At 74.4% G+C, this 23,236-nt stretch carries 22 protein-coding genes; 9 read left to right on the top strand and 13 right to left on the bottom strand.

What is annotated here, in order from left to right:
* Positions 1-95: 95 nt before the first annotated feature.
* The gene (locus tag VSR01_RS21480) at positions 96-446 is read left to right on the top strand and encodes a DUF2752 domain-containing protein (RefSeq protein WP_326453749.1); all 351 of its coding nucleotides are present in this window, start codon (positions 96-98) and stop codon (positions 444-446) included.
* A 77-nt stretch (positions 447-523) separates the two neighbouring features.
* Here VSR01_RS21480 and VSR01_RS21475 read toward each other — a convergent pair whose 3' ends face one another.
* The 5 genes from VSR01_RS21475 to bldG form a co-directional block, all read right to left on the bottom strand.
* Complete coding sequence (locus tag VSR01_RS21475) at positions 524-2,131, bottom strand: DUF7059 domain-containing protein (RefSeq protein WP_326450803.1); 1,608 nt, start codon at positions 2,129-2,131, stop codon at positions 524-526.
* Between the two features lie 76 nt (positions 2,132-2,207).
* Positions 2,208-2,801, bottom strand: coding sequence for a small secreted protein (locus tag VSR01_RS21470; RefSeq protein ID WP_326450802.1), 594 nt, complete (start codon positions 2,799-2,801; stop codon positions 2,208-2,210).
* A 191-nt stretch (positions 2,802-2,992) separates the two neighbouring features.
* Complete coding sequence (locus VSR01_RS21465) at positions 2,993-5,386, bottom strand: sodium-translocating pyrophosphatase (protein ID WP_326450801.1); 2,394 nt, start codon at positions 5,384-5,386, stop codon at positions 2,993-2,995.
* Positions 5,387-5,645: 259 nt separating this feature from the next.
* The gene (locus tag VSR01_RS21460) at positions 5,646-6,059 is read right to left on the bottom strand and encodes an ATP-binding protein (protein ID WP_326450800.1); all 414 of its coding nucleotides are present in this window, start codon (positions 6,057-6,059) and stop codon (positions 5,646-5,648) included.
* A gap of 82 nt (positions 6,060-6,141) precedes the next feature.
* A complete protein-coding gene (bldG, locus tag VSR01_RS21455; RefSeq protein ID WP_031520166.1) occupies positions 6,142-6,483 on the bottom strand; it encodes an anti-sigma factor antagonist BldG in 342 nt (113 codons plus the stop codon).
* A 166-nt stretch (positions 6,484-6,649) separates the two neighbouring features.
* On the opposite strand from bldG, the gene VSR01_RS21450 reads away from it, so the two are divergent.
* Positions 6,650-9,214 (top strand): DEAD/DEAH box helicase, encoded by a 2,565-nt coding sequence (locus VSR01_RS21450; RefSeq protein WP_326450799.1) that lies wholly within the window; start codon positions 6,650-6,652, stop codon positions 9,212-9,214.
* Positions 9,215-9,320: 106 nt separating this feature from the next.
* Here the strand turns inward: VSR01_RS21450 and VSR01_RS21445 are convergent, their stop codons facing one another.
* From VSR01_RS21445 to ssd, 7 genes are all read right to left on the bottom strand, one after another.
* Positions 9,321-9,740, bottom strand: a complete 420-nt coding sequence (locus tag VSR01_RS21445; protein ID WP_326450798.1) for an Rv3654c family TadE-like protein — start codon at positions 9,738-9,740, stop codon at positions 9,321-9,323.
* A complete protein-coding gene (locus VSR01_RS21440; protein ID WP_326450797.1) occupies positions 9,737-10,168 on the bottom strand; it encodes a TadE family type IV pilus minor pilin in 432 nt (143 codons plus the stop codon). Before VSR01_RS21440 ends, VSR01_RS21445 begins: the two co-directional genes overlap by 4 nt.
* A gap of 94 nt (positions 10,169-10,262) precedes the next feature.
* Entirely contained in the window at positions 10,263-10,523 is a 261-nt protein-coding gene (locus VSR01_RS21435) for a DUF4244 domain-containing protein (protein ID WP_326450796.1), read from the bottom strand.
* A gap of 110 nt (positions 10,524-10,633) precedes the next feature.
* The gene (locus VSR01_RS21430; RefSeq protein WP_326450795.1) at positions 10,634-10,912 is read right to left on the bottom strand and encodes a hypothetical protein; all 279 of its coding nucleotides are present in this window, start codon (positions 10,910-10,912) and stop codon (positions 10,634-10,636) included.
* A gap of 709 nt (positions 10,913-11,621) precedes the next feature.
* Positions 11,622-12,536 carry a type II secretion system F family protein gene (locus tag VSR01_RS21425; RefSeq protein ID WP_326450794.1) on the bottom strand — a complete coding sequence of 305 codons (915 nt, stop codon included), beginning with the start codon at positions 12,534-12,536 and terminating at the stop codon, positions 11,622-11,624.
* Positions 12,533-13,699, bottom strand: a complete 1,167-nt coding sequence (locus VSR01_RS21420) for a TadA family conjugal transfer-associated ATPase (protein WP_326450793.1) — start codon at positions 13,697-13,699, stop codon at positions 12,533-12,535. Before VSR01_RS21420 ends, VSR01_RS21425 begins: the two co-directional genes overlap by 4 nt.
* Before the next feature lie 4 nt (positions 13,700-13,703).
* A complete protein-coding gene (gene ssd, locus VSR01_RS21415) occupies positions 13,704-14,951 on the bottom strand; it encodes a septum site-determining protein Ssd (RefSeq protein ID WP_326450792.1) in 1,248 nt (415 codons plus the stop codon).
* A gap of 444 nt (positions 14,952-15,395) precedes the next feature.
* Here ssd and VSR01_RS21410 point away from each other — a divergent pair, with 444 nt between their 5' ends.
* Positions 15,396-16,241 (top strand): HAD family hydrolase, encoded by an 846-nt coding sequence (locus tag VSR01_RS21410; RefSeq protein WP_326450791.1) that lies wholly within the window; start codon positions 15,396-15,398, stop codon positions 16,239-16,241.
* Between the two features lie 428 nt (positions 16,242-16,669).
* On the opposite strand, the gene VSR01_RS21405 is transcribed toward VSR01_RS21410, so the two are convergent.
* On the bottom strand, positions 16,670-17,542 hold the full coding sequence (locus VSR01_RS21405; protein ID WP_326450790.1) for an oxidoreductase: 873 nt from the start codon (positions 17,540-17,542) through the stop codon (positions 16,670-16,672).
* A 106-nt stretch (positions 17,543-17,648) separates the two neighbouring features.
* Between VSR01_RS21405 and VSR01_RS21400 the strand changes: the two genes are divergently transcribed.
* From VSR01_RS21400 to VSR01_RS21375, 6 genes are all read left to right on the top strand, one after another.
* A complete protein-coding gene (locus VSR01_RS21400) occupies positions 17,649-18,629 on the top strand; it encodes an ATP-binding protein (RefSeq protein WP_326450789.1) in 981 nt (326 codons plus the stop codon).
* Between the two features lie 176 nt (positions 18,630-18,805).
* Entirely contained in the window at positions 18,806-19,759 is a 954-nt protein-coding gene (locus tag VSR01_RS21395) for a CoxG family protein (RefSeq protein ID WP_326450788.1), read from the top strand.
* Positions 19,760-19,868: 109 nt separating this feature from the next.
* The gene (locus VSR01_RS21390; protein WP_326450787.1) at positions 19,869-20,666 is read left to right on the top strand and encodes an aldose epimerase family protein; all 798 of its coding nucleotides are present in this window, start codon (positions 19,869-19,871) and stop codon (positions 20,664-20,666) included.
* Between the two features lie 212 nt (positions 20,667-20,878).
* On the top strand, positions 20,879-21,421 hold the full coding sequence (gene pyrE, locus VSR01_RS21385) for an orotate phosphoribosyltransferase (protein WP_326450786.1): 543 nt from the start codon (positions 20,879-20,881) through the stop codon (positions 21,419-21,421).
* Positions 21,422-21,520: 99 nt separating this feature from the next.
* Positions 21,521-22,543: a class II fructose-bisphosphate aldolase gene (fbaA, locus tag VSR01_RS21380; RefSeq protein WP_326450785.1), complete on the top strand. Its 1,023-nt coding sequence runs from the start codon at positions 21,521-21,523 to the stop codon at positions 22,541-22,543.
* A gap of 185 nt (positions 22,544-22,728) precedes the next feature.
* Entirely contained in the window at positions 22,729-23,142 is a 414-nt protein-coding gene (locus VSR01_RS21375) for a DUF3151 domain-containing protein (protein WP_326450784.1), read from the top strand.
* Positions 23,143-23,236: the final 94 nt, after the last annotated feature.

Raw genomic sequence — 23,236 nt, 5'->3', positions numbered from 1 at the left:
CGGCCGGTCACCCGCGCCCCCAGCACCCCCCGCACCCCCAGCACCCGTACCCGCGACCGCCCCGGCGCGGGCCGCACCACCCCGCGGCCCCGCCGCTGGCCGCGCTGGCCGCGGCCGTCGCCGCGTCGTTCTACCTCTACGGCACCGACCCGCACCAAAGCGGTCACTGGCTGCCCCGCTGCCCGTTCAACTGGCTGACCGGGCTGCTCTGCCCGGCCTGCGGCGGCACCCGCATGGCGTACGACCTGCTGCACGGCGACGTGGTGCGGGCGTTCCACGAGAACGTGCTGCTGCTCCTCGCCTCGCCGGCACTGCTGTGGATGTGCGGGCGCTGGCTGGTCGAGGGGCTGCGCGGCCGCCGCTGGCGACCGGTGCTCGGGCCGCGGGCGCAGACCGCGGTGCTGGGCGTCGCGGTCGTGTGGGCCGTCGTCCGCAACCTGCACTGACAGCCCGCGCCGCTACCTGCGCGGAAACCGGCGCCGCAACCTGCGCGGAAGTCGGCGCGGAACCCGGCGCGGGAGCCTCAGTCGACCGGGTCGAGGAAGCCCTGCGCGACGAGCAGCCGGATGGACTCGGGCGTGCGGTCCCGCAGCAGCACCGGGTCCTCGCCGAGGAGCTGGGCGATGGCGTCGACGATGCGGCCGGCCGGCAGCGTGCCGTCGCAGACCCCGGCGAAGCCCGCGCCGACCGTGTCGACCTTCGTGGCCCGGCGCATCCCGCGCGCCGAGCGCAGCACCACGTGCTCGGGGTCCTCCGCGCCCGGCAGCCCGACCTGCTCCTGCACCACCTCGGGGGCGAGCGCGTAGCGCGCGGCCAGCAGCGCCGCGTCGTCGTGGGTGCGCAGGTAGTCCTGGCGGTCGAACCACTGCGCGATGTGCGGGCCGAGCGGCTGCTCCACCGGGTGCGGCCATTCCTCGGCGACCACGGAGGGCACGTCCGCGCCCGACTTGCGCAGCGTGATCCAGCCGAAGCCGACGCCGTGCACCTTGCGCCGCTCGAACTCCTCCAGCCAGGCGCCGTAGCGCCGTGCGTAGCGGGCCGGGTCGTCGTGGTGGTCGCCGCCGTCGCGCAGCCACAGCTCGGCGTACTGCGCGACGTCCTGCACCTCGCGCTGGACGATCCACGCGTCGCAGCCGGGCGGCACCCAGGAGGCGAGCCGGTCGCGCCAGTCCTCGCCCTCGACGTGCTGCCAGTTGGCCAGGAGCTGGCAGTGGCCGCCGTCGTTGAGGTGGGCGGCGGACCCGCGGACCAGGTCGCGGCACAGGTCGTCGCCCGCCATGCCGCCGTCGCGGTAGGTGAACCGGCCGCCCGGGGAGATCACGAACGGCGGGTTCGAGACGATCAGGTCGTAGCGCTCGTCGCCGACCGGCTCGAAGAGGCTGCCCAGGCGCAGGTCGGCGTCGCGGGCGCCGGACAGGGCGAGGGTGAGGCGGGCGAAGTGCAGCGCCCGCGGGTTGAGGTCGGTGGCCGTGACGCGGGTGGCGTGCCGGGAGGCGTGCAGCGCCTGGATGCCCGAGCCGGTGCCGAGGTCCAGGGCGGAGCCGACCGGCGCGCGGACGGTCAGCCCGGCGAGCGTGGTGGACGCGCCGCCGACGCCGAGCACGAGGTCGGCCCGGTCGACCGCGGGCCCGCCCGCGAGCGCCTGGGCGCCGCCGATGCCCGCGGCGCCGCCGACCGCGCAACCCAGGTCGGAGACGATCCACCAGTCATCGCCGCCGTCGCCGGCGTAGGGGCGTACGTCCACGGTGGCGCGTACGGCGTCGACGCCGGTGTCCTGGACCGCGCCCGCGCCCGCATCCGTGCTCGGGGCCGTGTGCGGGGCCGCGTTCGGGGCCGCGTCGGTCGCCGGGACGAGCCAGCCGTCGGCCTCGTAGCGTTCCAGGCCGGGCAGCGCGGCACGGGCGAGGTCGCGGCGGACCGGCCGCTGGAGCAGGAAGAGCCGGACCAGGGTCTCCAGCGGGCCGTCGCCGCGGGTCGCGCGCAGCGCGGGGACGGTCTCGGCGCGGGACAGCGCCGTGTAGGCGACCGCGCCGAGCAGGTCGAGGCAGCCGTCGGCGGTGAAGTCGGCGGCGCGCAGGTCGGCGCGCAGCGAGGCGGCGCTGTCGGGGGCGGGGAGGCGGGGCGTACTCACACGGTCATTGTCGCGGAACCCCGGCGGCCGGGCTCGGCCGGCGGGCGGCCCGGGCGCGGGGCCCGGGCCCCGCGCGTCAGGACGACGTGGCCGAGGCGGTCGGCGAGGCGGTGCCGGAGACGCGCTGGCAGCCGGGCTGCTTGGCGAGCGCCTTGCCCGCGTCGCCCTGGCGCAGCGTGGTGAGCGACTTCTCGCCGTTGGAGGTGGTCTGGTTGAGGGAGTCCGAGACACCCCGCAGCCCGTCGGCGAACTTCGCCTGGTTGCTCGTGTCCAGCCCGTCGACCTGCTTCTTCAGCGCCGCGTACTGGGAGGAGAGGTTGGTGAAGACCGAGACGGCGTTCTGCTGGAAGGTCTTGCCCTCGTCGCCCTTGGGGGCGGGCCCGGCCGAGCTGAAGATCTGCGCGAGCGACTTGTAGGCGTCGGAGATGCTCTGGAACGCGGCCGAGTCGGCGGCCTTGACGTCCTTGGGCGCGCCGGCGCTGTTCACCTTGCTGATGGCGGTGTTGGCGTCGTCGATCTTCTTGACCTGGGTCTGGGCCTGGTCGCAGACCCCCTTGGCCCAGTTGTTCAGCTTCTTGCCGGAGTCGTCGCCGCACGCGGACACCGCCAGGAGCAGGGCCGCCCCGGTCAGCGCCGCCGCGACGTGCCTGGTGGTCGTGTTCAGGTTCACCGGATGGGTTCCTTCCGTGGCCTCTCGGCCCCGGAACTTACACGGGTCGGGGCCGCCGCCTGCGCATACCCGCCCCGGCGTGAACGGATTCGTCTGATATTCAGCCGTTCACCGCAGCCGACGGGGGGGCTCCCGCACACGGGAGTCCCGCCCCGATGACGCTCGGTCAGACGGCGTGTCGGGCTGCTCCGTCACGCCGCCACGGTCGAGCCGCTCTCGGTGGTGGCCGGGTCGCCGCCCCCGCCGCCGCGGCCCTCCTGGTCGTCCATCGCGATGCCGCGGCGTTTGGACACGTACACCGCGCCGACGATGATCACCAGCGCGAGCACCGCCACGACCACCCGCACGGCGAGGTTGGCGTCGACGCCGTAGCTGAACTTCACGATCGCCGGCGCGATCAGCAGCGCGACCAGGTTCATCACCTTCAGCAGCGGGTTGATGGCCGGGCCCGCGGTGTCCTTGAACGGGTCGCCGACGGTGTCGCCGATGACCGTCGCGGCGTGCGCCTCGCTGCCCTTGCCGCCGTGGTGGCCGTCCTCGACGAGCTTCTTGGCGTTGTCCCAGGCGCCGCCGGAGTTGGCCAGGAACACCGCCATCAGCGTGCCGGCCCCGATCGACCCGGCCAGGTACGAGGCGAGCGAGCCGATGCCGAGGGAGAAGCCGACCGCGACCGGCGCGAGCACCGCGAGCAGCCCCGGCGTGGCCAGCTCCCGCAGCGCGTCCTTGGTGCAGATGTCGACCACCCGGCCGTATGCGGGCAGTTCGGTGCCGTCCATGATCCCGGGTCGTTCCCGGAACTGGCGGCGCACCTCGTAGACCACCGAGCCGGCCGACCGGGAGACCGCGTTGATCGCCAGGCCCGAGAAGAGGAAGACGACCGCGGCGCCCAGCAGCAGCCCGACGAGGTTGTTGGGCTGGGAGATGTCCAGCGACAGCCAGCGCGCGTCGGAGGCGGCCGGGTGCGCCTTGGCCACCGCGGTGTCCAGGGCCTCCTTGAACGAGCCGAAGAGCGCGGTCGCCGCGAGCACGGCGGTCGCGATGGCGATGCCCTTGGTGATGGCCTTGGTGGTGTTGCCGACCGCGTCGAGGTCGGTGAGCACCTGGGCGCCCTCGCCGTGGACGTCGCCGGACATCTCGGCGATGCCCTGGGCGTTGTCCGAGACCGGGCCGAAGGTGTCCATGGCGACGATGACGCCGACGGTGGTGAGCAGTCCGGTGCCGGCCAGCGCGACCGCGAACAGCGCCAGCCACACCGAGGTGCCGCCGAGCAGGAACGCGCCGTAGACGGCCAGCGCGATGAGCACCGCGGAGTAGACCGCCGACTCCAGGCCGAGCGAGATGCCGGACAGGATGACGGTGGCCGGGCCGGTCAGCGAGGTCTTGCCGACGTCGCTCACCGGCCGCCGCGAGGTCTCGGTGAAGTAGCCGGTGAGCTGCTGGATCAGCGCCGCCAGCACGATGCCGATGACGACGGAGACCAGGGCCAGGGTGCGCGGGTCGCCGGAGTGGGAGGCGATGTCGGGGCCGACGCCCTTGAGGTCGGCATAGGAGGAGGGCAGGTAGGAGTAGACCGCGACGGCGACGCCGGCCAGCGAGATCACCGCGGAGATGAAGAACCCGCGGGTGATCGCGGTCATGCCGCTGCGGTCGTTGCGGCGCGGGGACACCGCGAAGATCCCGACCATGGCGGTGAGCACGCCGATCGCCGGGATGAGCAGCGGGAAGGCCAGCCCGGAGTCGCCGAACGCCACTTTGCCGAGGATGAGCGCGGCCACCAGGGTGACGGCGTAGGACTCGAAGAGGTCGGCGGCCATGCCGGCGCAGTCGCCGACGTTGTCGCCGACGTTGTCCGCGATGGTCGCGGCGTTGCGCGGGTCGTCCTCGGGGATGCCCTGTTCGACCTTGCCGACCAGGTCCGCGCCGACGTCGGCGGCCTTGGTGAAGATCCCGCCGCCGACCCTCATGAACATCGCCAGCAGCGCCGCGCCGAATCCGAATCCTTCGAGGACCTTGGGCGCGTCCGCCTTGTAGATCAATACGACGGCGGAGGCGCCGAGAAGTCCGAGTCCGACGGTGAACATCCCCACCACTCCGCCGGTCCTGAATGCGATCTTCATGGCGCGGTGGGAGACCTCGGTGAGGTCTTTCGGCGGTTGGCCGGATTCCGGGGTCGCGGCACGGGCGGCGGCGGCGACCCGCACATTGCTGCGGACCGCGAGCCACATTCCGATATAGCCCGTCACCGCGGAGAAGACGGCGCCGACGAGAAAGAAGATCGACCGGCCGATACGCTGCGAGGTGCTGTCCGCCGGCAGCAGCATGAGCAGGAAGAACGCTGCGACGGCGAAGATCCCCAGGGTGCGGAACTGCCGTGCGAGATAGGCGTTGGCGCCTTCCTGCACGGCAGCGGCGATCTTCTTCATGGTGTCGGAGCCTTCGTCCGACGCGAGCACTTGACGTACCAGAACGGCGGCGAGCGCCAGTGCGGCCACGGCGACCGCCGCGATGATCCATACCAGAGCTTGGTTCCCGCCGGTCAACACCGGCGCCGCGGCAAGCGTGGAAGGGGTGAGTTGCCCCGCCATTCGTCCTCCTTGACGTTTGGCGCATGGGCGTGCGGCTCCTACGGCTGATCAAGCCGCGCGCTCAGCGAGCTGAGCAAAGATGCACGGATTGTAAGGAGCAGCGAAAGATCACAAAAGAGTGCCCGTAGGGAATTCCCACGGTAAATGACGCGGCGCGATTCCGCGCGGCGTGATCGAATTCGGCGCGGGCGTGCGGGTGCGCGGGCGCGCGGCGACGTGCCGGGGTCGGCCCGGTGGCGGGCCCGGTGGGCCGGCGGGGTCAGACGCCTGCGGTGGGCCAGCTCATGCGGATGATGCCGCCCTTGTCGCCGTCGATGACCTCGAAGTCGTCGACCAGGCCGCTGATCACCGCCAGGCCCATCTCGCCCTCGTCGTCGGCGGCCTCGTCGGCCGCGCCGTCCGGAGCGGCGCCCGCGCCGGTGCCGGGCACCTCGTCGGCCACCTCGATGGAGAACTTCTTGTCCTCCTCGGTGAGCCGGACCCGCACCGGCTCCTCCAGCGCGGAGTTGCGGTGCAGGCCGACGGCGCGGCTGCACGCCTCGCCCACGGCCAGTCGCACCTCGTCCAGGGCCGCCTCGTCCACCCCCGCCCGGCGCGCCACCGCGGCCGCCACGAGCCGTGCGGTGCGCACGTGCTCGGGCTGGGCGCTGAAGAGCAGTTCTACGGTGGGCATGGCGTGGCCTCCCCCTCGTCTTTGTGGCGGGCATCACAGGGGCCCGGACGGCGAGCCGTCCGGTGCCCCTTCCGGGCGGGGGTCAGTCAGTCGCCGCGACGGCCTCGTCGACCGAGGTGTGGATCGGGAACACCTTGGTCAGGCCGGTGATCCGGAAGATCTTCAGGATGCGCTCCTGGTTGCAGACCAGGCGCAGCGAACCCTCGTGGGCGCGCACCCGCTTCAGCCCGCCGACGAGCACGCCCAGCCCGGTCGAGTCGAGGAAGTCGACTCCCTCCATGTCCACGACGAGGTGGTAACTCCCGTCGTTCACCAGCTCCACGAGCTGCTCGCGCAGCTTGGGCGCGGTGTACACATCAATCTCGCCGCCGACCTCGACGATCGTGCGATCGCCGACGGTTCGGGTCGACAGGGACAGGTCCACTGATCCTCCAGCACCTTGCATCGACGCGGCGCCCCCCTGGGGCCACCCACCGAACGGTAACGGTAGGGGACGGACGGGCGGCCGCGATGGCATTCAATCACTTCACGATGGGCGGGACGACGCCTTACTCCGATTGTCCGCCACGCCAGTGACACACTGAGTGCCGATGGCCCAGGATCATTCTCCGCAGTCGGCGCACGGCCGCACCTCCCCCCGGACCGCTCTGGAGCGGCTCGCCGCGGGGGCGGACCGAGCTGTGCGCATCACCCATACGGAGCACCTGCCCGCCCGCGTCGGACGGCATGCATCCTGGCCGGACGGCATCAGGCCCGAGGTCGTCGAGGCGATCCGGGCGGCCGGGATCGACCGGCCGTGGGACAACCAGGCGCGCGCCGCGGGGCACGCGCTGCGCGGCGAGTCGGTGGTGGTGGCCACCGGGACGGCCTCGGGCAAGTCGCTGGCGTATCTCGCGCCGGTCCTCTCGGCGCTGCTGGACGGCGCGGGCGGTCGGCCGGGCGCGGGGGCCGCGGCGGGCGGGCGCGGCGCGACCGCGCTCTACCTGGCCCCCACCAAGGCGCTGGCCGCCGACCAGCGGCGCTCGGTCGCGGCGCTGGCCGCGCCGCTGGGCACGGCGGTGCGCGCGGCGGTCTACGACGGCGACACGCCGTTCGAGGAGCGCGAGTGGGTGCGGCAGTACGCCACCTATGTGCTCACCAACCCGGACATGCTGCACCGCGGCATCCTGCCGGGCCACGCCCGCTGGTCCTCCTTCCTGCGCAGCCTGCGCTACGTGGTGATCGACGAGTGCCACACCTACCGCGGCGTCTTCGGCTCGCACGTCGCGCAGGTGCTGCGCCGGCTGCGGCGGGTGTGCGCCCGCTACGGCGCCGAGCCGGTCTTCCTGCTCGCCTCGGCCACCGCGGCCGACCCGGCGACCGCGGCCGGGCGGCTCACCGGGGTGAGCGTCGCCGAGGTCACCGAGGACGCCTCCCCGCGCGGCGAACTCGCCTTCGCCCTGTGGGAGCCGCCGCTGACCGAGCTGTCCGGCGAGCGCGGCGCCCCGGTGCGCCGCACCGCCACCGCGGAGGCCGCCGAGCTGCTCACCGACCTGGTCCTCCAGGGCGTCCGCACGGTGGCCTTCGTACGGTCCCGGCGCGGCGCGGAACTCGTCGCGATGATCGCCCAGGAACGGCTGGCCGAGATCGACCCCTCGCTGCCCGGCCGGGTGGCCGCCTACCGCGGCGGCTACCTGGCGGAGGAGCGCCGGGCCCTCGAACGTGACCTGCACTCCGGCCGGCTGCTCGGCCTGGCCTCCACCTCGGCGCTGGAGCTGGGCGTGGACGTCTCCGGACTCGACGCGGTGCTGCTGGCCGGCTACCCGGGCACCCGGGCGTCGCTGTGGCAGCAGGCGGGCCGGGCGGGCCGCACCGGGCAGGGCGCGCTGGCCGTCATGGTCGGCCGGGACGACCCGCTGGACACCTACCTCGTGCACCACCCCGAGGCGATCTTCGAGCGGCCCGTCGAGTCCACCGTGCTGGACCCGGACAACCCCTACGTCCTCGCGCCGCACCTGTGCGCCGCCGCCGCGGAGCTGCCGCTCACCGAGGACGACCTGGAGCTCTTCGGGCCCGAGGCGGCGTCCCTGCTGCCGCAGCTGGAGGGGCGCGGGCTACTGCGGCGGCGGGCCGGCGGCTGGTACTGGACGCGGCGCGAGCGGGCCGCCGACCTCACCGACATCCGCGGCGGGGGCGGCTCCCCCGTGCAGGTGGTGGAGGCGGACACCGGGCGGCTGCTCGGCACGGTAAACGCCGGCGCGGCGCACACCGCCGTCCACGACGGCGCCGTCCACCTCCACCAGGGGCGCAGCTACGTGGTGCGGCGGCTGGACCTGGACGACGCCGTCGCCCTCGTCGAACGCGCCGACCCGCCCTTCTCCACGATGGCCCGCGACACCACCGACGTGCGGATCCTGGCCGACGAGGTGGAGGAGCCCTGGGGCGAGGCCCGCATCCACTTCGGCTCGGTCGAGGTCACCCACCAGGTGGTGTCCTACCTGCGCCGCCGGCTGATCACCGGCGAGGTGATGGGCGAGACCAAGCTCGACCTGCCGCCGCGCACGCTGCGCACCCGCGCGGTGTGGTGGACGCTGTCCGAGGCCCAGCTCGACGCGGCCGGCATCCACCCGGAGGAGCTGCCCGGCGCCCTGCACGCCGCCGAGCACGCCTCCATCGGCCTCCTTCCGCTCTTCGCCACCTGCGACCGCTGGGACATCGGCGGCGTCTCCATCCCCCTGCACGCCGACACCGGGCTGCCCACCGTCTTCGTCTACGACGGCCACCCCGGGGGTGCGGGCTTCGCCGAACGCGCCTTCCACACCGCCCGCACCTGGCTCACCGCCACCCGCGAGGCCATCGCCGCCTGCGAATGCGACGTCGGCTGCCCCTCCTGCGTCCAGTCCCCCAAATGCGGCAACGGCAACGACCCCCTCGACAAGTCCGCGGCGGTCCGCCTCCTGGACACGCTTCTGGCGCAGCCGACGGAGCCGACGGAGCCGACCGGGGCGGGCGGGACGGCGGGGGCGGCCGGGGCTGCCGGGACGGCGGGGGCGGCTGGCTCGGGCGAGGACGCGCGGCCCCTGACGCGGGACGTCCCGGACCCCGAGGCCACTCCCACGCCGACCGTAGGCCGACAGCGAGGCGCGCCTCGCGGCAGCGCCGGGTCCCGGACCTGACGCTCACGTCCGAGCGGTTCCGGCACCCCGCCACGGAGGCTGACCGGGGCGGCCCGTCGGCCGGCCTGACCGGGGGCGGGCCTGACCGGGGGCGGGGCAGACCGGGTCAACCGGTGAGGGGTCGCCGTGGGCCGGGTGGGCCGGGGTGACCGGGTGGGCCTGACGGGTCGGGTGGGCCTGACGGGTCGGGCGGATCGGGCGGGACGAGGGCGTTGGGTGGGCCGGCGCGGGAGTGGGCCTGGGCGGGGCCGACGCGGGCGGTGATGTCGGCGATCTCGCCGCTGACGGTGCAGCCGACCACGGTCGCGCCCTGCGCCGAGGCGACGCGGGCCGCGAGGCCGCACGCGGCGGGGGCGCCGTCCAGGGCGTGGTCGGCGGCGGCCAGGGCCGCGAGGTCGGCCGCGGCCCCCGCGCGGTGGCGGGCGATCACGGCCCGGTCCATGAGCAGCACCGCCGCGAACAGCGCCAGCAGCACCCCCATCAGCCCCAGCGACCAGACCGTGGCCGACCCGCGGTCCCTCCTCAAGGGCCGTCACCTCCTTCGCCCGCTCCGACCGCCCGGACACCGGGCGGTCCGCCGCTGCCGCTGACCGGCCGGACCGTCGCGGCCCCAGGCCCGTCGAGCGGCGCGACGCCGGGCGCGGGACCCTCAGCCGGCGCGTCGTCCAGCGTCGACTCGTCCAGGGCGGCGGCCTCGGCGGTGAGCGGCACCGGGAACCGCGGCATCGGAACGGTGACGCGGACCCGCACCATGCCGTCGACGGTCCGCACGCTCACCCGCGCGCCGGACGGCGCGGCCTGCCGTGCCGCCTCCCGGACCCGCGCCGGCGTCTCGGAACGGGCCGCCTCCCGGGCGGCGGCCCGCGCGGCGTCCACGCACCTGACCTGGGCGGCGGCAGCCGCCATCGCCCAGATCAGCAGCGCTGCCACGGTGACCAGGACCGGGATCACCACGGCCGCCTCCGCCGTGACGTAGCCGCCGTCCCGCCCCCGCGCAGGACCCCGTGGGACGGGCGGCCCGTGTCGGCCCCGGTGCTCGCTATCGCGCTCAGAAGGGCACATGGAGGGCCTTCTCGATCACTCCGGTGAGCGCGGTCCGCACCGGGCCGCTGGTCACGATCTTGTAGAGCACCGCGGCGAACCCGCACGCCGCGATCGTCCCCACCGCGTACTCCGCCGTGCTCATCCCGGCGTCCGCGACGCTCCGGCAGCGGCGCATCCGGCGGGCGAGCCCGCGCCTGAGCCACCCGCCGGCCGCGCTGCCCGTGCCGTACGCGGTCGTGCTCAGGGCCGTCTTCTTCGTGTTCATCGCAATCTCCTCCTGTGATGTTCGGTTTGGCATTCGGTTTGGCATTCGGTTCGTCGTTCGGGGTGGGCCGGCGCGGCCCGTCGTCGCGCCGGACGTGGGTGGTGCGGCAGTCAGGGCGGTCCGCCGCCGAGGAACGCCCCGGCCAGCCCCAGCACCACCGGGGCGACGCCGACCAGCAGGAACGCCGGCAGGAAGCACACCCCCAGCGGCGCCGTCGCCAGCACCGCGGCCTTGCGGGCCCGGGCGAGCGCCGAACGCCCGTGGCCCGCGCGGTAGTCGGCGGCGAGCCTCGACATCTCCGCGACCGGCGCGCTGCCGGTCGCCGACGCCCTGCCGAGGCAGCGGCCCATCGCGTGGGCGCCGGCAGGCGGCCGAAGCGGTCCCAGCACTCCGCGGGGTCCGCCCCGAGCCGCACCTCGGCCGCGACGCGTATCAGCGCCGCGCCCAGCGGCCCCTCCAGACAGCGCCCGACCGCTTCCGCCGCCTCCCCCGGCGCGGCGCCGGCGGCGAGGCACGCGGCCATGAGGTCGGCGCACAACGGCAGTTGAGGCGACGCCCCGTCCCCGTCCTCCGGCCGACCGCCGTCGCCGGGGGCTGCTCCGGAACCGCCTGCGGCCCGCTGACGCGCCGCGAGCCACTTCCTGGCTCCCAGTCCCGCCGCGACCCCGGCCAGGACGCCCAGCACCCCTCCCAGGAGCACCACGGGCACCACAGCCGCGCCCGCCACCGCTCCCCATCGCCACGCCGACGTCCGGAGCCACTCAGGCGGCTCCGCCCTGCCTCGGCGGCCCGGCGGCGCGCCCGGTAGCGCGCCGACGACCGTCCGCACCCGTGCGGCGCTCCTGCGGCGTCGCCTGACGTCCGCCGCCGCCAGTGCCAGCGCCGCGAGTCCGGCCACCACCGCCGCGGCCACCCCCAGCTCTGTCCCCACCCTGTGGACAGCGGTGCCCAACCCGCCCGGCACGCCCGCTCCGACCCGAAGCCCGGGGCCGCCGACGCTGAGCGCGCGCGAGGAGGGCGCGGCGCCGGGTTCGATCCCGCTGCGATCTTCCGGTCCCGGGAGGAAGCCGGCCTCGGTCGGGTGGGGCCCGTGCGCGGTCATGACGGAGCTCCTTGGGCTCGGCGGATGATGCGGGCGGTCCAGCCGAGACCGGCTGCTTCGAGGACGACGCCGCCGGTCAGGCACGCGAGGCCGGTAGGGGTGTGCAGGAGGACCCGCGACGGATCGGCGCCCAGCGCGCTGCCCAGCACCAGGCCGAAGAGCGGGAGGAGAGCGAGAAGCACCGCGGTGGACCGGGGCCCGGCCAACTGGGCCCGCAGGTCCTCGCGTTGGTCCGACTCGGCCCGCAGCGCGGCGGCCACCCGGTCCAGCGCAGCGGCCAGGCCCGCGCCGCCGTCGACCGCCACCTGCCAGCACGCGGCGACCGCGGCGAGCCCCCGCAGCCCGCTCCGTTGCCCGGCCGCGGCGCGCAGCGCCTGTGGAACGTCGCCGCCGAACCGGGCGGCCGACGACAACAGGTGGGCCGCCTCCGTGAGTTCCGCCGACCGCCGCCACCCCGCGGCGTCGACCGCCTCGGCCAGCGCGGCGTGCGGCGGCAGGCCGGCCCGCAGGTCTGCCGCGAGCGTGCCGCACAGGGCCTCCACGGCCGCGGCCGCCCGCGCGTCCGCGGCCCGATCCGCCCGGCGGCGCAGCGCCCGGCCGATCAGCGGAGCAGCCGCCGCTCCGGCGAGCACCGGCACGGGCGACCAGGTGAGAAGCCCCACCAGCACTCCCGCCGGCACGGTGCACAGCGCCGGCCGCCGACCGGCGCCGACGCCCCGGGCCACATCCCGCAGGCGGCGCAGCACCGCGGCAGGTGTCCGCGGCTCGCGCGGCCCGGTCGAGGCGTCCTGGCCGCCCAAGAGGCGGACGGCGCGGTTCCAGAGTTGCTGGTCCGGGCGGGCGGCGCAGAGCACCAGGAGCGCGAGGCAGGCGCAGAGCGCCGCCGCGGCGAGCGGCGAGAACGCGTTCATGACGCACCCGCCGCGCACAGTTCCGCCAACCGGGACCAGCCGGGGCCGCGTTCGGCGCGGCCGCGCGCATCCCTGACCAGTGCGGGGACGGTGCCGACCAGTGCGTCGGGCCCCCGTCTCAGGACGTGGATCTCGGCGAGCCGTCGACGGCCCCGGGCATCGCGGACCAGGTGCAGCACGACCGACAGGGCCGCCGCCAGCTGGCTGTGCAACGCGGCCCTGTCGAGCCCCGCCGTGCTGCCCAGCGCCTCCAGGCGGGCCGGCACATCCACCGCGGCGTTGGCGTGAACGGTGCCGCAACCGCCCTCGTGGCCGGTGTTGAGCGCGCTCAGCAGATCGACCACCTCGGGGCCGCGCACCTCCCCGACCACCAGCCGGTCGGGGCGCATCCGCAGCGCTTGGCGGACCAGGTCCCGGAGCGTGACCCGGCCCGCCCCCTCCTGGTTGGCGGGCCGGGTTTCCAGCCGGACCACATGGGGGTGGTCGGGGCGCAGCTCCGCGGAGTCCTCGGCGAGGACGATCCGGGCGGCGGGGTCGACCAGGCCGAGCAGGCAGCTGAGCAGCGTCGTCTTCCCCGAACCCGTGCCGCCGCTGATCATGAAGGACAGCCGGGCGTCGAGCACCGCCCGAAGCAGCGCCGCGGTCTCGGCGTCCAGCGTCCCCGCGGCGACGAGCTCCGCCAGGGTGAACGCCCTGGCGCGGACCACCCGAAGCGACAGGCACGGGGAGCCGACGACCACCGGCGGCAGCACCGCGTGCAGCCGTGTGCCGTCCGGCAGCCGCGCGTCCACCCAGGGCCGGGCGTCGTCCAGTCGGCGGCCCGCGGTGGTCGCAAGGCGCTGGGCCAGGCGTCGCACCGCGGCGGCGTCGGCGAAGCGGACCTCGGCGCGCTCCAGACCGCGGCCCCGGTCGACCCACACCTCATCCGGCGCGTTGACCAGGATGTCGGTGACCTCGGGGTCCGCGAGGAGCGGCTCCAGCGGCCCCGCCCCCACCAGTTCGGAACGCAACGCCTGGACCACGCCCAGCACTTCGGCGTCTCCCAGCAGCCGACCGTGCGCGCGCAGCGCCTCGGCGACCCGTGCGGGCGTGGGGTCGCCGCCGTGCTCGGCCAGGTGCAGGCGGACCGCGCCGAGGAGCCCGCCGGTCGTCGCGGCGCTCATGGCGTCACACTCCCGGCGCTGTCCGCGGACTCCGGGTGGCCGGGAAGGCGCGGCGGGGAGGGAACCTCGGGGAGCGCGGCGAACCCTGCCGGCCCCGCGGGTCCATGGCCGGCCCGGGCCTGGCTTCGGGGACGGCCCCGGGCAGGACGCGGTCGAGGAACTGCGCGCAGAACCGTGCGAGGGGTCCGCGCGCGGACGAACCCGGTGGCCCGCTGCCCGGCGGCGGGTCGGCCAACGAGGGTTCGGGCGGGAGGGCGCCGGCCAGCGGCAGACCGATCAGCCGGGCGATGTCCCGCGCGTCCAGGCCGGAGGAGAAGGGGGCGCGGGCCACCACGCGCAGGTCGCGCAGGAGCATGGCGGCACCCGCGGCGACCCGGCCGGCCGCCGCGACGGCGCGCAGCTCGGCCGGGACGACGAGCAGTCCCACGTCGATCTGGGCGAGCGCCTCGGCGACCGTGTCGTCCACGCGGCGCGGCAGGTCCACGACCACGACGCCGCCGCGCCGCCGGGCTGCGCCCAGCACCGCGCGCATGGCCTGCGGAGGGATGCGCACCCGGTCGCCGCGGTCCCAGCTCAGCACGCTGAGCGCGTCCAGCCGGGGCAGCGACTCCTCGAGGGCTCCGCTGTTGACCCGGCCGCGCGAGTCGGCGAGGTCGGGCCAGCGCAGGCCGCCGGTGCGCTCGGCGCCGAGCAGGATGTCGAGGCCGCCGCCGAGCGGATCGCCGTCGATGAGCATGGCGCGACGGCCGGTGAGGGCGGCGGTGACCGCCAGCGCGCAGGCCAGGGTGGAGGCGCCCGCGCCACCGCGACCGCCGAGCACGCCGACGGTCAGCGCGGGCTCGCCCACGCCCTCGGCGACGTCCGCCAGCCGGTCCACGAGCCACGGCTCGGCGTCGGGCAGGATCAACACGTGGTCGGCGCCGATGCCGACCGCTCGCCGCCAGACCTCGGCGTCGTCCTGATCGCGCCCGACGAGCAGGACGTCCTTGCGGCGAGGGGCGCCCTGGGCCCGCTCGGCGGCCTCCGTCCCGACCAGGACGAGGGGCGCGGCCTCCCAACTCGCGGGCGGCGGCGGGGCGGCGACGACTTCCGGTTCGGTGCCGGCCGCGGCGCAGAGTCTCAACAGATCGTCGAGCAGACTTTCGTCTTCTGTGACAATCAGCGGACCCCGTCGTTCCGCCGCGGACAGCGGCTGCGAGTCGGTGTCCGCGTTGCCGCGCGGGTGTGTGCGGTGGCTGGTGCGGCGGTTCATTTCACTGTCCCCCGTTGCTAGTCGTGCGAGCACGGCGTGCTTGCCTGCGATCAGCTTGGGACAGTCAGCGGAATTGAGATGATCTTGGTCGGAATCTGTGGACAACCGGCCGATTGTGGATAACTCCGCCACCCGGAGGGGTGAGTTCCCTTCGAACCCGGAACGATTACACAGCGTCACGCGTCATGCACATCAGAACGAACACACGCGCGAAGAAAAGAAGGAGAGAAGGCCATGGACATCCGCCGGCCGACAGCGACGCGAGGGCGACGAAACGGGTCCGGACATGCGACGACCCCCGCCGGGGGAGAGCGGGGGTCGTCCCCACGGCCGACTCGGGGGGGAGGAGCCAGACCGGGTTAGCACGGTCGCGAACGATCCGTGACTTCCATGGTGTACCCGAAGGCCTTCTCAGGCAAACCCACGCGCCTGAGCTTACGCCGAATGGTGGTTGCCTATGCTCATCTCGTGGAAAACCACCTGCCACCGCGTACCGCGGCCTTCTTCGATCTCGACAAGACCGTGATCGCCAAGTCCAGCACGCTCGCCTTCGGACGCTCCTTCTACCAGGGCGGCCTCATCAACAGGCGCGCGGTATTGCGCACCGCATATGCCCAGTTCGTGTACTTGGTCGGGGGCGCGGATCACGACCAGATGGAGGGGATGCGCAAATACCTCTCCGATCTGTGCAAAGGATGGAATGTGCAGCAGGTGCGGGAGATCGTCGCCGAGACGCTCCACGACCTGATCGACCCGATCATCTACGACGAGGCCGCCTCGCTCATCGAGGAGCACCACGCCGCCGGCCGTGACGTGGTGATCGTGAGCGCGTCCGGCTCGGAGGTCGTGGAGCCGATCGGGGAGATGCTCGGAGCCGACCATGTCGTCGCCACCCGGATGGTCGTGGAGGACGGCGCGTACAACGGGGAGATCGAGCACTACGTCTACGGTCCGGCGAAAGCCGAAGCCATCGCCGAGCTCGCCGAGTCCCAGGGCTACGACTTGGAGCGGTCGTTCGCGTACAGCGACTCGGCGACCGACATCCCCATGCTGGAGGCGGTCGGCCATCCGTACGCCGTCAATCCCGACCGGGCGCTGCGCAAGGAGGCGGTCACCAGGCAGTGGCCGGTGCTCACGTTCAGCCGACCGGTCCGGCTGAACCAGCGCATCCCCTCGCTGTCGATGCCTTCGGGGCCCGCCCTCGTCATGGCCGCCGTCGGCGCGGCGGCGGCCACCGCGGGCCTGGTCTGGCTGGCGTCCCGGCGGCGCCGCCTGTTCGCGGCCTCCTGACCACCACGCGAGAGGCCCGGCACCGCGCCGAGCCGGGCGGCCCACCAGAATGTCCTGATTGATATGAAAAGTAAAAAGTGTAGCCAGGGGTTCCGCATCCCCGCAGACAGCGGTAGAAAGGACATAGCGGCCCGCGAGACCACGGACTTCCGGGAGGAAGACCGCAGTTCACAGCAGTAGGCCCCACGGACCGAGCATGGAAGTCGGGCACCCACGCGTAGCCGACCCGCCAACCGGGCCAGCCGCACCAGGTCACGGGCGAAGATCCCGGCCTGATCGGCAGAATCGCGCGCACGCACTGGTAACTCGGCGGACATGCCCAGCGGCGGCATCTCCGGGTGCCGCCGCAACTTCGTCCAGGCCCCGCCGCCGCGCCCGCCGCCGGTACCCTCCGCCGCCCACGTCCTCGCGAGCGGGCCGCCGCGTTCTCAGGCCGCGCCGCGCTGAAGGGCCTCACAGACGGCGACGCTCTCGCGGACACCGAGTTCCAGGGCCCGGCCGCAGTGGACGATCCACTCGGACATGCCCTCGGGCGTGCCGGAGGCGTAGCCCTCCAGGGCCTTGAGGTACTCGGCGCGACCCAGCTCCGCGTACCCGACCTCGGCCGGGCAGATCGACTTGGGGTCGAGGCCGCTCGCGACCAGCACGATGCGTTCGGCGGCACGCGCGACCGGGCCGTTGAAGGTGCCGAAGGGCCGCAGGCAGAGAAGCTCGCCGTGCACCGCGGCGCCTATCACCAGGGCGGGCGCGGCCGTGCCGGCCAGCAGCAGGTCGGCCAGTCCCTCCAGCCGGGCATTGACCTCCCCCGGCTCGGGCAGCGGGAACTCCTCGACGCCGACCAGGGGTTCCTCGACCGGCTCGCCGGCCAGCCGGGGCCGCCCCACCGTGTCCGCAGATCCCCCAGGCCCGGCCTGGGCGCCGCCGGCCGCGACCAGGTGCAGCCGGGCCAGCGCCTGGACCGGCGACTGCCGCCAGACGCCGAGGAGTTGACCGGCCTCCGCGGTCAGCCGGAGCGTCGCGCCGACCGTGCGGGCCTGCGCGTCGGCCGAGAAGTCGCTGCGCCGCCGCACCTCCTCCAGCGGCCAGTCCGCGTCGGCCAGCGCGGCCGAGGCGCGCGCGCCGCGCAGCGCCGCCTCGGAGGTGACCTCGTTGGAGCGGCGACGCATCACCCGGTGTCCGTAGACCCCGTCAACGGCCTTGCGTACGGAGTCCACCGCCTCCGGCACACCGTGCAGCGCGCCGAGCACGGCGAGCGGATCGGTCTGCGCGTGAGCGGACGCGGAGTGAGCGTTTTCAGCCATGCCCAAGACATTACGCACCCCCGCAGGCCCGAATCGACCCCGAACGAGTGGCCTTCCCCACTCCGCGCACCGCCGCGCGGGCCTGCCGCCGCTACGCTGACCGAACATGAAGATCGCTTTCGTCGGGAAGGGCGGCAGCGGCAAGACGACGCTGTCCTCGCTCTTCGTCCGCCACCTCGCCGCCGCACGCGTGCCCGTCCTCGCCGTCGACGCGGACATCAACCAGCACCTGGGCCCGGCCCTCGGCCTGGACGAGGACGACGCCGCCGCGCTGCCCGCGCTCGGCGCGCACCTGCCCGAGATCAAGGAGTATCTGCGCGGCGCCAACCCCCGTATCGCCTCCGCCGAGACGATGATCAAGACGACGCCGCCCGGCCACGGCTCGCGGCTGCTGCGGCTCACCGAGGACAACCCGGTCTACGCCTCGTGCGCCACGGAGGTTCCGCTGGACGACGGGCGGTCGGTGCGGCTGATGGTGACCGGCCCGTTCAACGAGTCCGACCTCGGCGTGGCCTGCTACCACTCCAAGGTCGGCGCGGTGGAACTGTGCCTGAACCACCTCGTGGACGGACGCGACGAGTATCTGGTGGTCGACATGACGGCGGGCAGCGACTCGTTCGCCTCCGGCATGTTCACCCGCTTCGACCTGACCTTCCTGGTCGCCGAGCCGACCCGCAAGGGCGTCGCGGTCTACCGCCAGTACAAGGAGTACGCGCGCGACTTCGGGGTGGGCCTGGCCGTGATCGGCAACAAGGTGCAGGGCGCGGACGACCTCGCCTTCCTCCGCGAGGAGGTCGGGGACGACCTGCTGGTCACGGTGGGCCACTCGGACTGGGTGCGGGCCATGGAGAAGGGCCGCCCGCAGCCGTTCGAACTGCTGGAGGAGCAGAACCGGCAGGCGCTGCGCACCCTGCACGAGCGCGCCGACCGCGCGTACGAGGACCGGGACTGGGACCGCTACACCCGGCAGATGGTGCACTTCCACGAGAAGAACGCGCGGAGCTGGGGCAACGAGCGCACCGGAGCCGACCTGGCCGCGCAGGTCGACCCCTCCTTCGTCCTGAGCGAGGCGCTGCTCCCGGCCTGAGAGGAGCCGCGCGGAGCCGACCGGGCCTGAACGCGAGGGGCCGGGCGGTGGGCGGGCGGTGGGCGGGCCGGTGAAAACCGGCGCAGGCGGCGGGCACCCCGGGGGAAAGGCCGCCGGTGAAAATGTGCGGGCTCCGCACCGTCACACGAGGGCCCGGCGTGGGTAGGCTCCGCCGCATGGAGCACGAGACGTTCGTCCCAGCCCCGCCCGCACGCCTGGCGCTCGCGCTGCGTTCGCCGACCGTGGTCGCCGCGAGCCTGCCGGGCTGGCAGCCCGACGCCGCAGACGCCGGCGCGGACGCGGCCGCCGGGCAGAGCGGGCGGCTGCGGCTGCGCGTCGCCGGCTCCACGATCACCTACCGCGCCGACCTCTCGGTCTCCGGCGACGCCTCCCCTTTCACGCTGGTGGCGCGCGGCGCGGAGGTGCGCGGGGACGGCCGGGCGACGGCCACCGTCACCGTGTCGGTCGAACCCGCCGACCAGCCCGAGCCCGGCTCCACGCTGCTCTTCCGCGCCGCCGGATCGGTCACCGGCCGCCTCACCGGTTACGACGACGCGGTGGTGGAGGCGGCGCTGCGCCGGCTGCTGGACCGTTTCGCCGCGGCGCTCGCGGAGAACGCGCCGGAGGAGGGGACGGACGCGGGGGGCCCGGCCGGGAGGGCCGACACGAAGACGCCCGCCGACGAGCCGGCGGTCGGTCCCGCAGAGCGACCGGCGGACGGTCCCGCCGGCGCATCCGCCGACCGACCGGCGGACGACACCGCGGACGACGCCGTGGACGAACCCGACGTTGTGAACGAGCCCGACGTCGTGGACGACCTCGGCGAGCCCGCGCCGCCCGCGGAGGGCGAGGAGGACTTCGAGCTGGTCGAGGTCGAGGTGGAGGTCCCGGAGAGCGCCGCCGCGCTCGACGACCTGGTCACGCCCGCCGAGGCCGCGCACGCGCGCCGTACGATGATCGGCCGCAGCGCCGAGGAGGTGGACCACGCGCCGCCGCGCGGCCGGTACGCCCCCGTGCCCGCGCCGGACGGCGCCGGCGCCGCGGCCACCCTGCGCTGGGCTGCCCCCGCGGCAGCGGCCCTGCTCGCCTCCGCGGTCGTCGTCGGGCGGGTACTGCGCCGCCGCCGCTGAGGCCGCGCGGGACCGGGACCGACGGCGGGTCGGGTGGGCGCTGGGCCGACCGGCCGCGCCGCCGTTGAGCCGCCGCCGTCCGCCGACGCGCCCCCGATAGGCTCGGCGTGTGGAGAACGAGACGAAGCTGACGGCGGGCGACGCCGAACTGACCTTGCAGCCGGAGGCCGGCTGCCGGATCGCCTCGCTGAAGGTGGGCGGGGTCGAACTGCTGCGCCAGGGCCCGAAATTCGGCGCCTTCGTGATGGTGCCGTGGTGCGGACGCACGGAGAACGGCGTGTTCCGCAACGGCGGCGTCACCCACCAGCTGCCCGTCGACGCGCCCCCGCACGCGATCCACGGCACCGGCCGGCACAGCGTGTGGACCGAGGCCGCGCCCGCGACGCAGACCACCGCGTCGTTCCACTACGAGCTGGCGGACCCCTGGCCGTATCCCGGCCGGGTCACCCACACGGTGGAACTCGCCCCCCACTCCGTGACGCTGACGCTCGGCGTGGAGACGGCGGGCGACTCCTTCCCCGCGCAGGCCGGCTGGCACCCGTGGTGGCTGCGCAACCTCGGCCGCGGCGGCCAGGACGTCGAGCTGGCGTTCAGCGCGGAGTGGCAGGAGGAGCGCGGCGACAACCACCTGCCCGACGGCAACCGCATCACCCCCCGGCCGGGCCCGTGGGACGACTGCTTCGGCATGCCGGAGGGCGTGGACGTCACGCTGACCTGGCCCGGCGAGATGCGGGTGCGGGTCAGCAGCCCGACCGAGTGGGTGGTCGTGTACACCGAGCAGCCCGAGGCCGTGTGCGTCGAGCCGCAGTCCGGTCCGCCGAACGGTCTCAACACCCTGCCCCGCCTGGTCACGCCCATCGACCCGCTGGAGATCACCACCACGTGGAGCTGGCAGACCATCGGATGACCATCGGCTGATCGCCGGCCGGCCGAGGACAACCGACCGACAACCGGCCGACAACCGGCCGGCGGTCGACCGCCGGCGCCGACCGACCGCCGGCCCCGGCCTGCCCCGGCCGCGCTCCCGCCGTCCCCACCCTGTGGACAACCGGAGCCGCGGCTGCCTGACCTGTGGATAACCGAATCGGCGCGTCGGCCGCTGCGGATAGGCTCATCGACATGAGCGACGACGTACGGACCGCCCTGCTGCGGCACATCAAGGACAAGGCCGTCGTGCACGGCAAGGTGACCCTCTCCTCCGGCCTGGAGGCCGACTTCTACGTCGACCTGCGGCGTATCACGCTGGACGGCGAGGCCGCGCCGCTGGCCGGGCAGGTCATGCTCGACCTGACCGCCGGGCTGGACTTCGACGCGGTCGGCGGGCTGACGCTCGGCGCGGACCCGGTGGCCACGTCGATGCTGCACGCGGCGGCGGCGCGCGGCAGCCGGCTGGACGCCTTCGTGGTCCGCAAGGCCACCAAGACGCACGGACTGCAGCGCCGGATCGAGGGCACGGACGTCAAGGGCCGCCGGGTGCTGGTCGTCGAGGACACCTCGACCACCGGCGATTCGCCGCTCACCGCGGTCGAGGCGGTCCGCGAGGCGGGCGGCGAGGTCGTGGCGGTCGCGGTGATCGTGGACCGCGGCGCCGGTCCGAAGATCGCCGAAGCCGGGCTGCCGTACCTGTCCGCGTACTCCCTCGCGGACCTCGGCCTGGACTGACCCGCAGTGGTGAATCCGTTCGCGTCTGGGAAGATGAGCGCGACGATGACGTCGACACGCCAGCTGGACCACCCGCACAGTCATTGAGGAGCGGACACGATGCCCATCGCAACCCCCGAGATCTACAACGAGATGCTCGACCGCGCGAAGGCGGGCAAGTTCGCCTACCCGGCGATCAACGTCACCTCGTCGCAGACGCTGCACGCCGCGCTGCGCGGTCTCGCCGAGGCGGAGAGCGACGGCATCATCCAGATCTCCACCGGCGGCGCGGAGTTCCTGGGCGGGCAGTACAAGAAGGAGATGGTGACCGGCGCGGTCGCGCTCGCCGAGTTCGCGCACATCGTGGCCGAGAAGTACCCGGTCACCGTCGCGCTGCACACCGACCACTGTCCGAAGGACAAGCTGGACGGCTACGTCCGGCCGCTGCTGAAGATCTCGCAGGAGCGCGTGGCGGCCGGCCGCGACCCGCTGTTCCAGTCGCACATGTGGGACGGGTCCGCCGAGAACCTCGACGACAACCTCGCCATCGCCAAGGAGCTGCTGGCCGAGGCGGTCAAGGCGAAGATCATCCTGGAGATGGAGATCACCCCCACCGGCGGCGAGGAGGACGGCATCTCGCACGAGATCAACGACTCCCTCTACACCACCGTCGACGACGCCTTCCGCACCGTCGAGGCGGTCGGCCTCGGTGAGAACGGCCGCTACCTGCTGGCCGCCTCCTTCGGCAACGTCCACGGCGTGTACAAGCCGGGGAACGTGGTGCTGCGTCCGAGCATCCTCAAGGAGCTGCAGGACGCGGTCGCGCAGAAGTACGGCAAGCCCAACGCGTTCGACTTCGTCTTCCACGGCGGCTCCGGCTCCACCGAGGCGGAGATCAACGAGGCGCTGGAGAACGGCGTGGTCAAGATGAACATCGACACCGACCTGCAGTACGCCTTCACCCGGCCCGTCGCGGCGCACATGTTCCAGAACTACGACGGCGTGCTCAAGGTCGACGGCGAGGTCGGCAACAAGAAGACCTACGACCCGCGGGTGTGGGGCAAGGCCGCCGAGGCGGGGATGGCCGAGCGCGTGGTCGTCGCCGCGCAGAACCTGCGGTCGGCCGGCAACAAGCGCAAGTAGCACCGGCGCCGCGCGCCGCACCGCCGCGGGCCCCGCCGGCCCCACCGCCCGGCGCGTACCGGCGCCCGGCCCCGCACCGCCGCGGGGGCCCGCCGCCCGGCGCCGCGCGCCGCACCGCGCCCCGTTGAGGCCCCCCGGCACCTGCCGGGGGCCTCCTCGCGGAACGGCTCGGGCAGACTGGAGTCATGTCCACTCACGAGAACCTGCTCGGGGGTCCGGCCCCGACGCATCTGCCCGACGACCCCGAGCCGCGCGAACTGCTGGCCTCGGGCGCGGCCCCCTCCGAGGTCGCCGCGAAGTACCCGGCGTCCTCGCTGGCCTGGGCGCAGCTGTCCGACGAGGCCTTCGAGGCGGGGCGCGTCGTGGAGTCGTACGCCTACGCCCGCACCGGCTACCACCGCGGCCTGGACGCGCTGCGCCGCGCGGGCTGGCGCGGCCAGGGCCCGGTCCCGTTCGAGCACGAGCCGAACCGCGGCTTCCTGCGCGCCCTGCACGCGCTCGGCCGCGCCGCGCAGGCGATCGGCGAGAACGACGAGTACGAGCGCTGCACCGTCTTCCTGCGGGACAGCTCGCCCACCGCCGCCGACACTCTGGGCTGAGCCCCGGCCGGGCGCCGCCCGCACCGCACCGCCCCGCGGCGCCCGCCCGTCCCCGCCCGCCCGGCGGCGGACGCCCGGCGGCGGACGCCCCAGC

Origin of the sequence: Actinacidiphila sp. DG2A-62 (assembly GCF_035825295.1) — a bacterium.
Lineage (GTDB): Bacteria > Actinomycetota > Actinomycetes > Streptomycetales > Streptomycetaceae > Actinacidiphila.
This window is presented reverse-complemented; position numbering and strand designations above follow the sequence as displayed.

Coding starts and splice junctions, on each gene's coding strand:
- VSR01_RS21465 (WP_326450801.1), bottom strand. CDS start 5,386: ATGGCGGGGCAACTCACCCCTTCCACGCTTGCCGCGGCGCCGGTGTTG.
- VSR01_RS21460 (WP_326450800.1), bottom strand. CDS start 6,059: ATGCCCACCGTAGAACTGCTCTTCAGCGCCCAGCCCGAGCACGTGCGC.
- VSR01_RS21450 (WP_326450799.1), top strand. CDS start 6,650: ATGGCCCAGGATCATTCTCCGCAGTCGGCGCACGGCCGCACCTCCCCC.
- VSR01_RS21435 (WP_326450796.1), bottom strand. CDS start 10,523: ATGAACACGAAGAAGACGGCCCTGAGCACGACCGCGTACGGCACGGGC.
- VSR01_RS21425 (WP_326450794.1), bottom strand. CDS start 12,536: ATGAACGCGTTCTCGCCGCTCGCCGCGGCGGCGCTCTGCGCCTGCCTC.
- VSR01_RS21420 (WP_326450793.1), bottom strand. CDS start 13,699: ATGAGCGCCGCGACGACCGGCGGGCTCCTCGGCGCGGTCCGCCTGCAC.
- ssd (WP_326450792.1), bottom strand. CDS start 14,951: ATGAACCGCCGCACCAGCCACCGCACACACCCGCGCGGCAACGCGGAC.
- VSR01_RS21410 (WP_326450791.1), top strand. CDS start 15,396: ATGGTGGTTGCCTATGCTCATCTCGTGGAAAACCACCTGCCACCGCGT.
- VSR01_RS21405 (WP_326450790.1), bottom strand. CDS start 17,542: ATGGCTGAAAACGCTCACTCCGCGTCCGCTCACGCGCAGACCGATCCG.
- VSR01_RS21400 (WP_326450789.1), top strand. CDS start 17,649: ATGAAGATCGCTTTCGTCGGGAAGGGCGGCAGCGGCAAGACGACGCTG.
- VSR01_RS21395 (WP_326450788.1), top strand. CDS start 18,806: ATGGAGCACGAGACGTTCGTCCCAGCCCCGCCCGCACGCCTGGCGCTC.
- pyrE (WP_326450786.1), top strand. CDS start 20,879: ATGAGCGACGACGTACGGACCGCCCTGCTGCGGCACATCAAGGACAAG.
- fbaA (WP_326450785.1), top strand. CDS start 21,521: ATGCCCATCGCAACCCCCGAGATCTACAACGAGATGCTCGACCGCGCG.
- VSR01_RS21375 (WP_326450784.1), top strand. CDS start 22,729: ATGTCCACTCACGAGAACCTGCTCGGGGGTCCGGCCCCGACGCATCTG.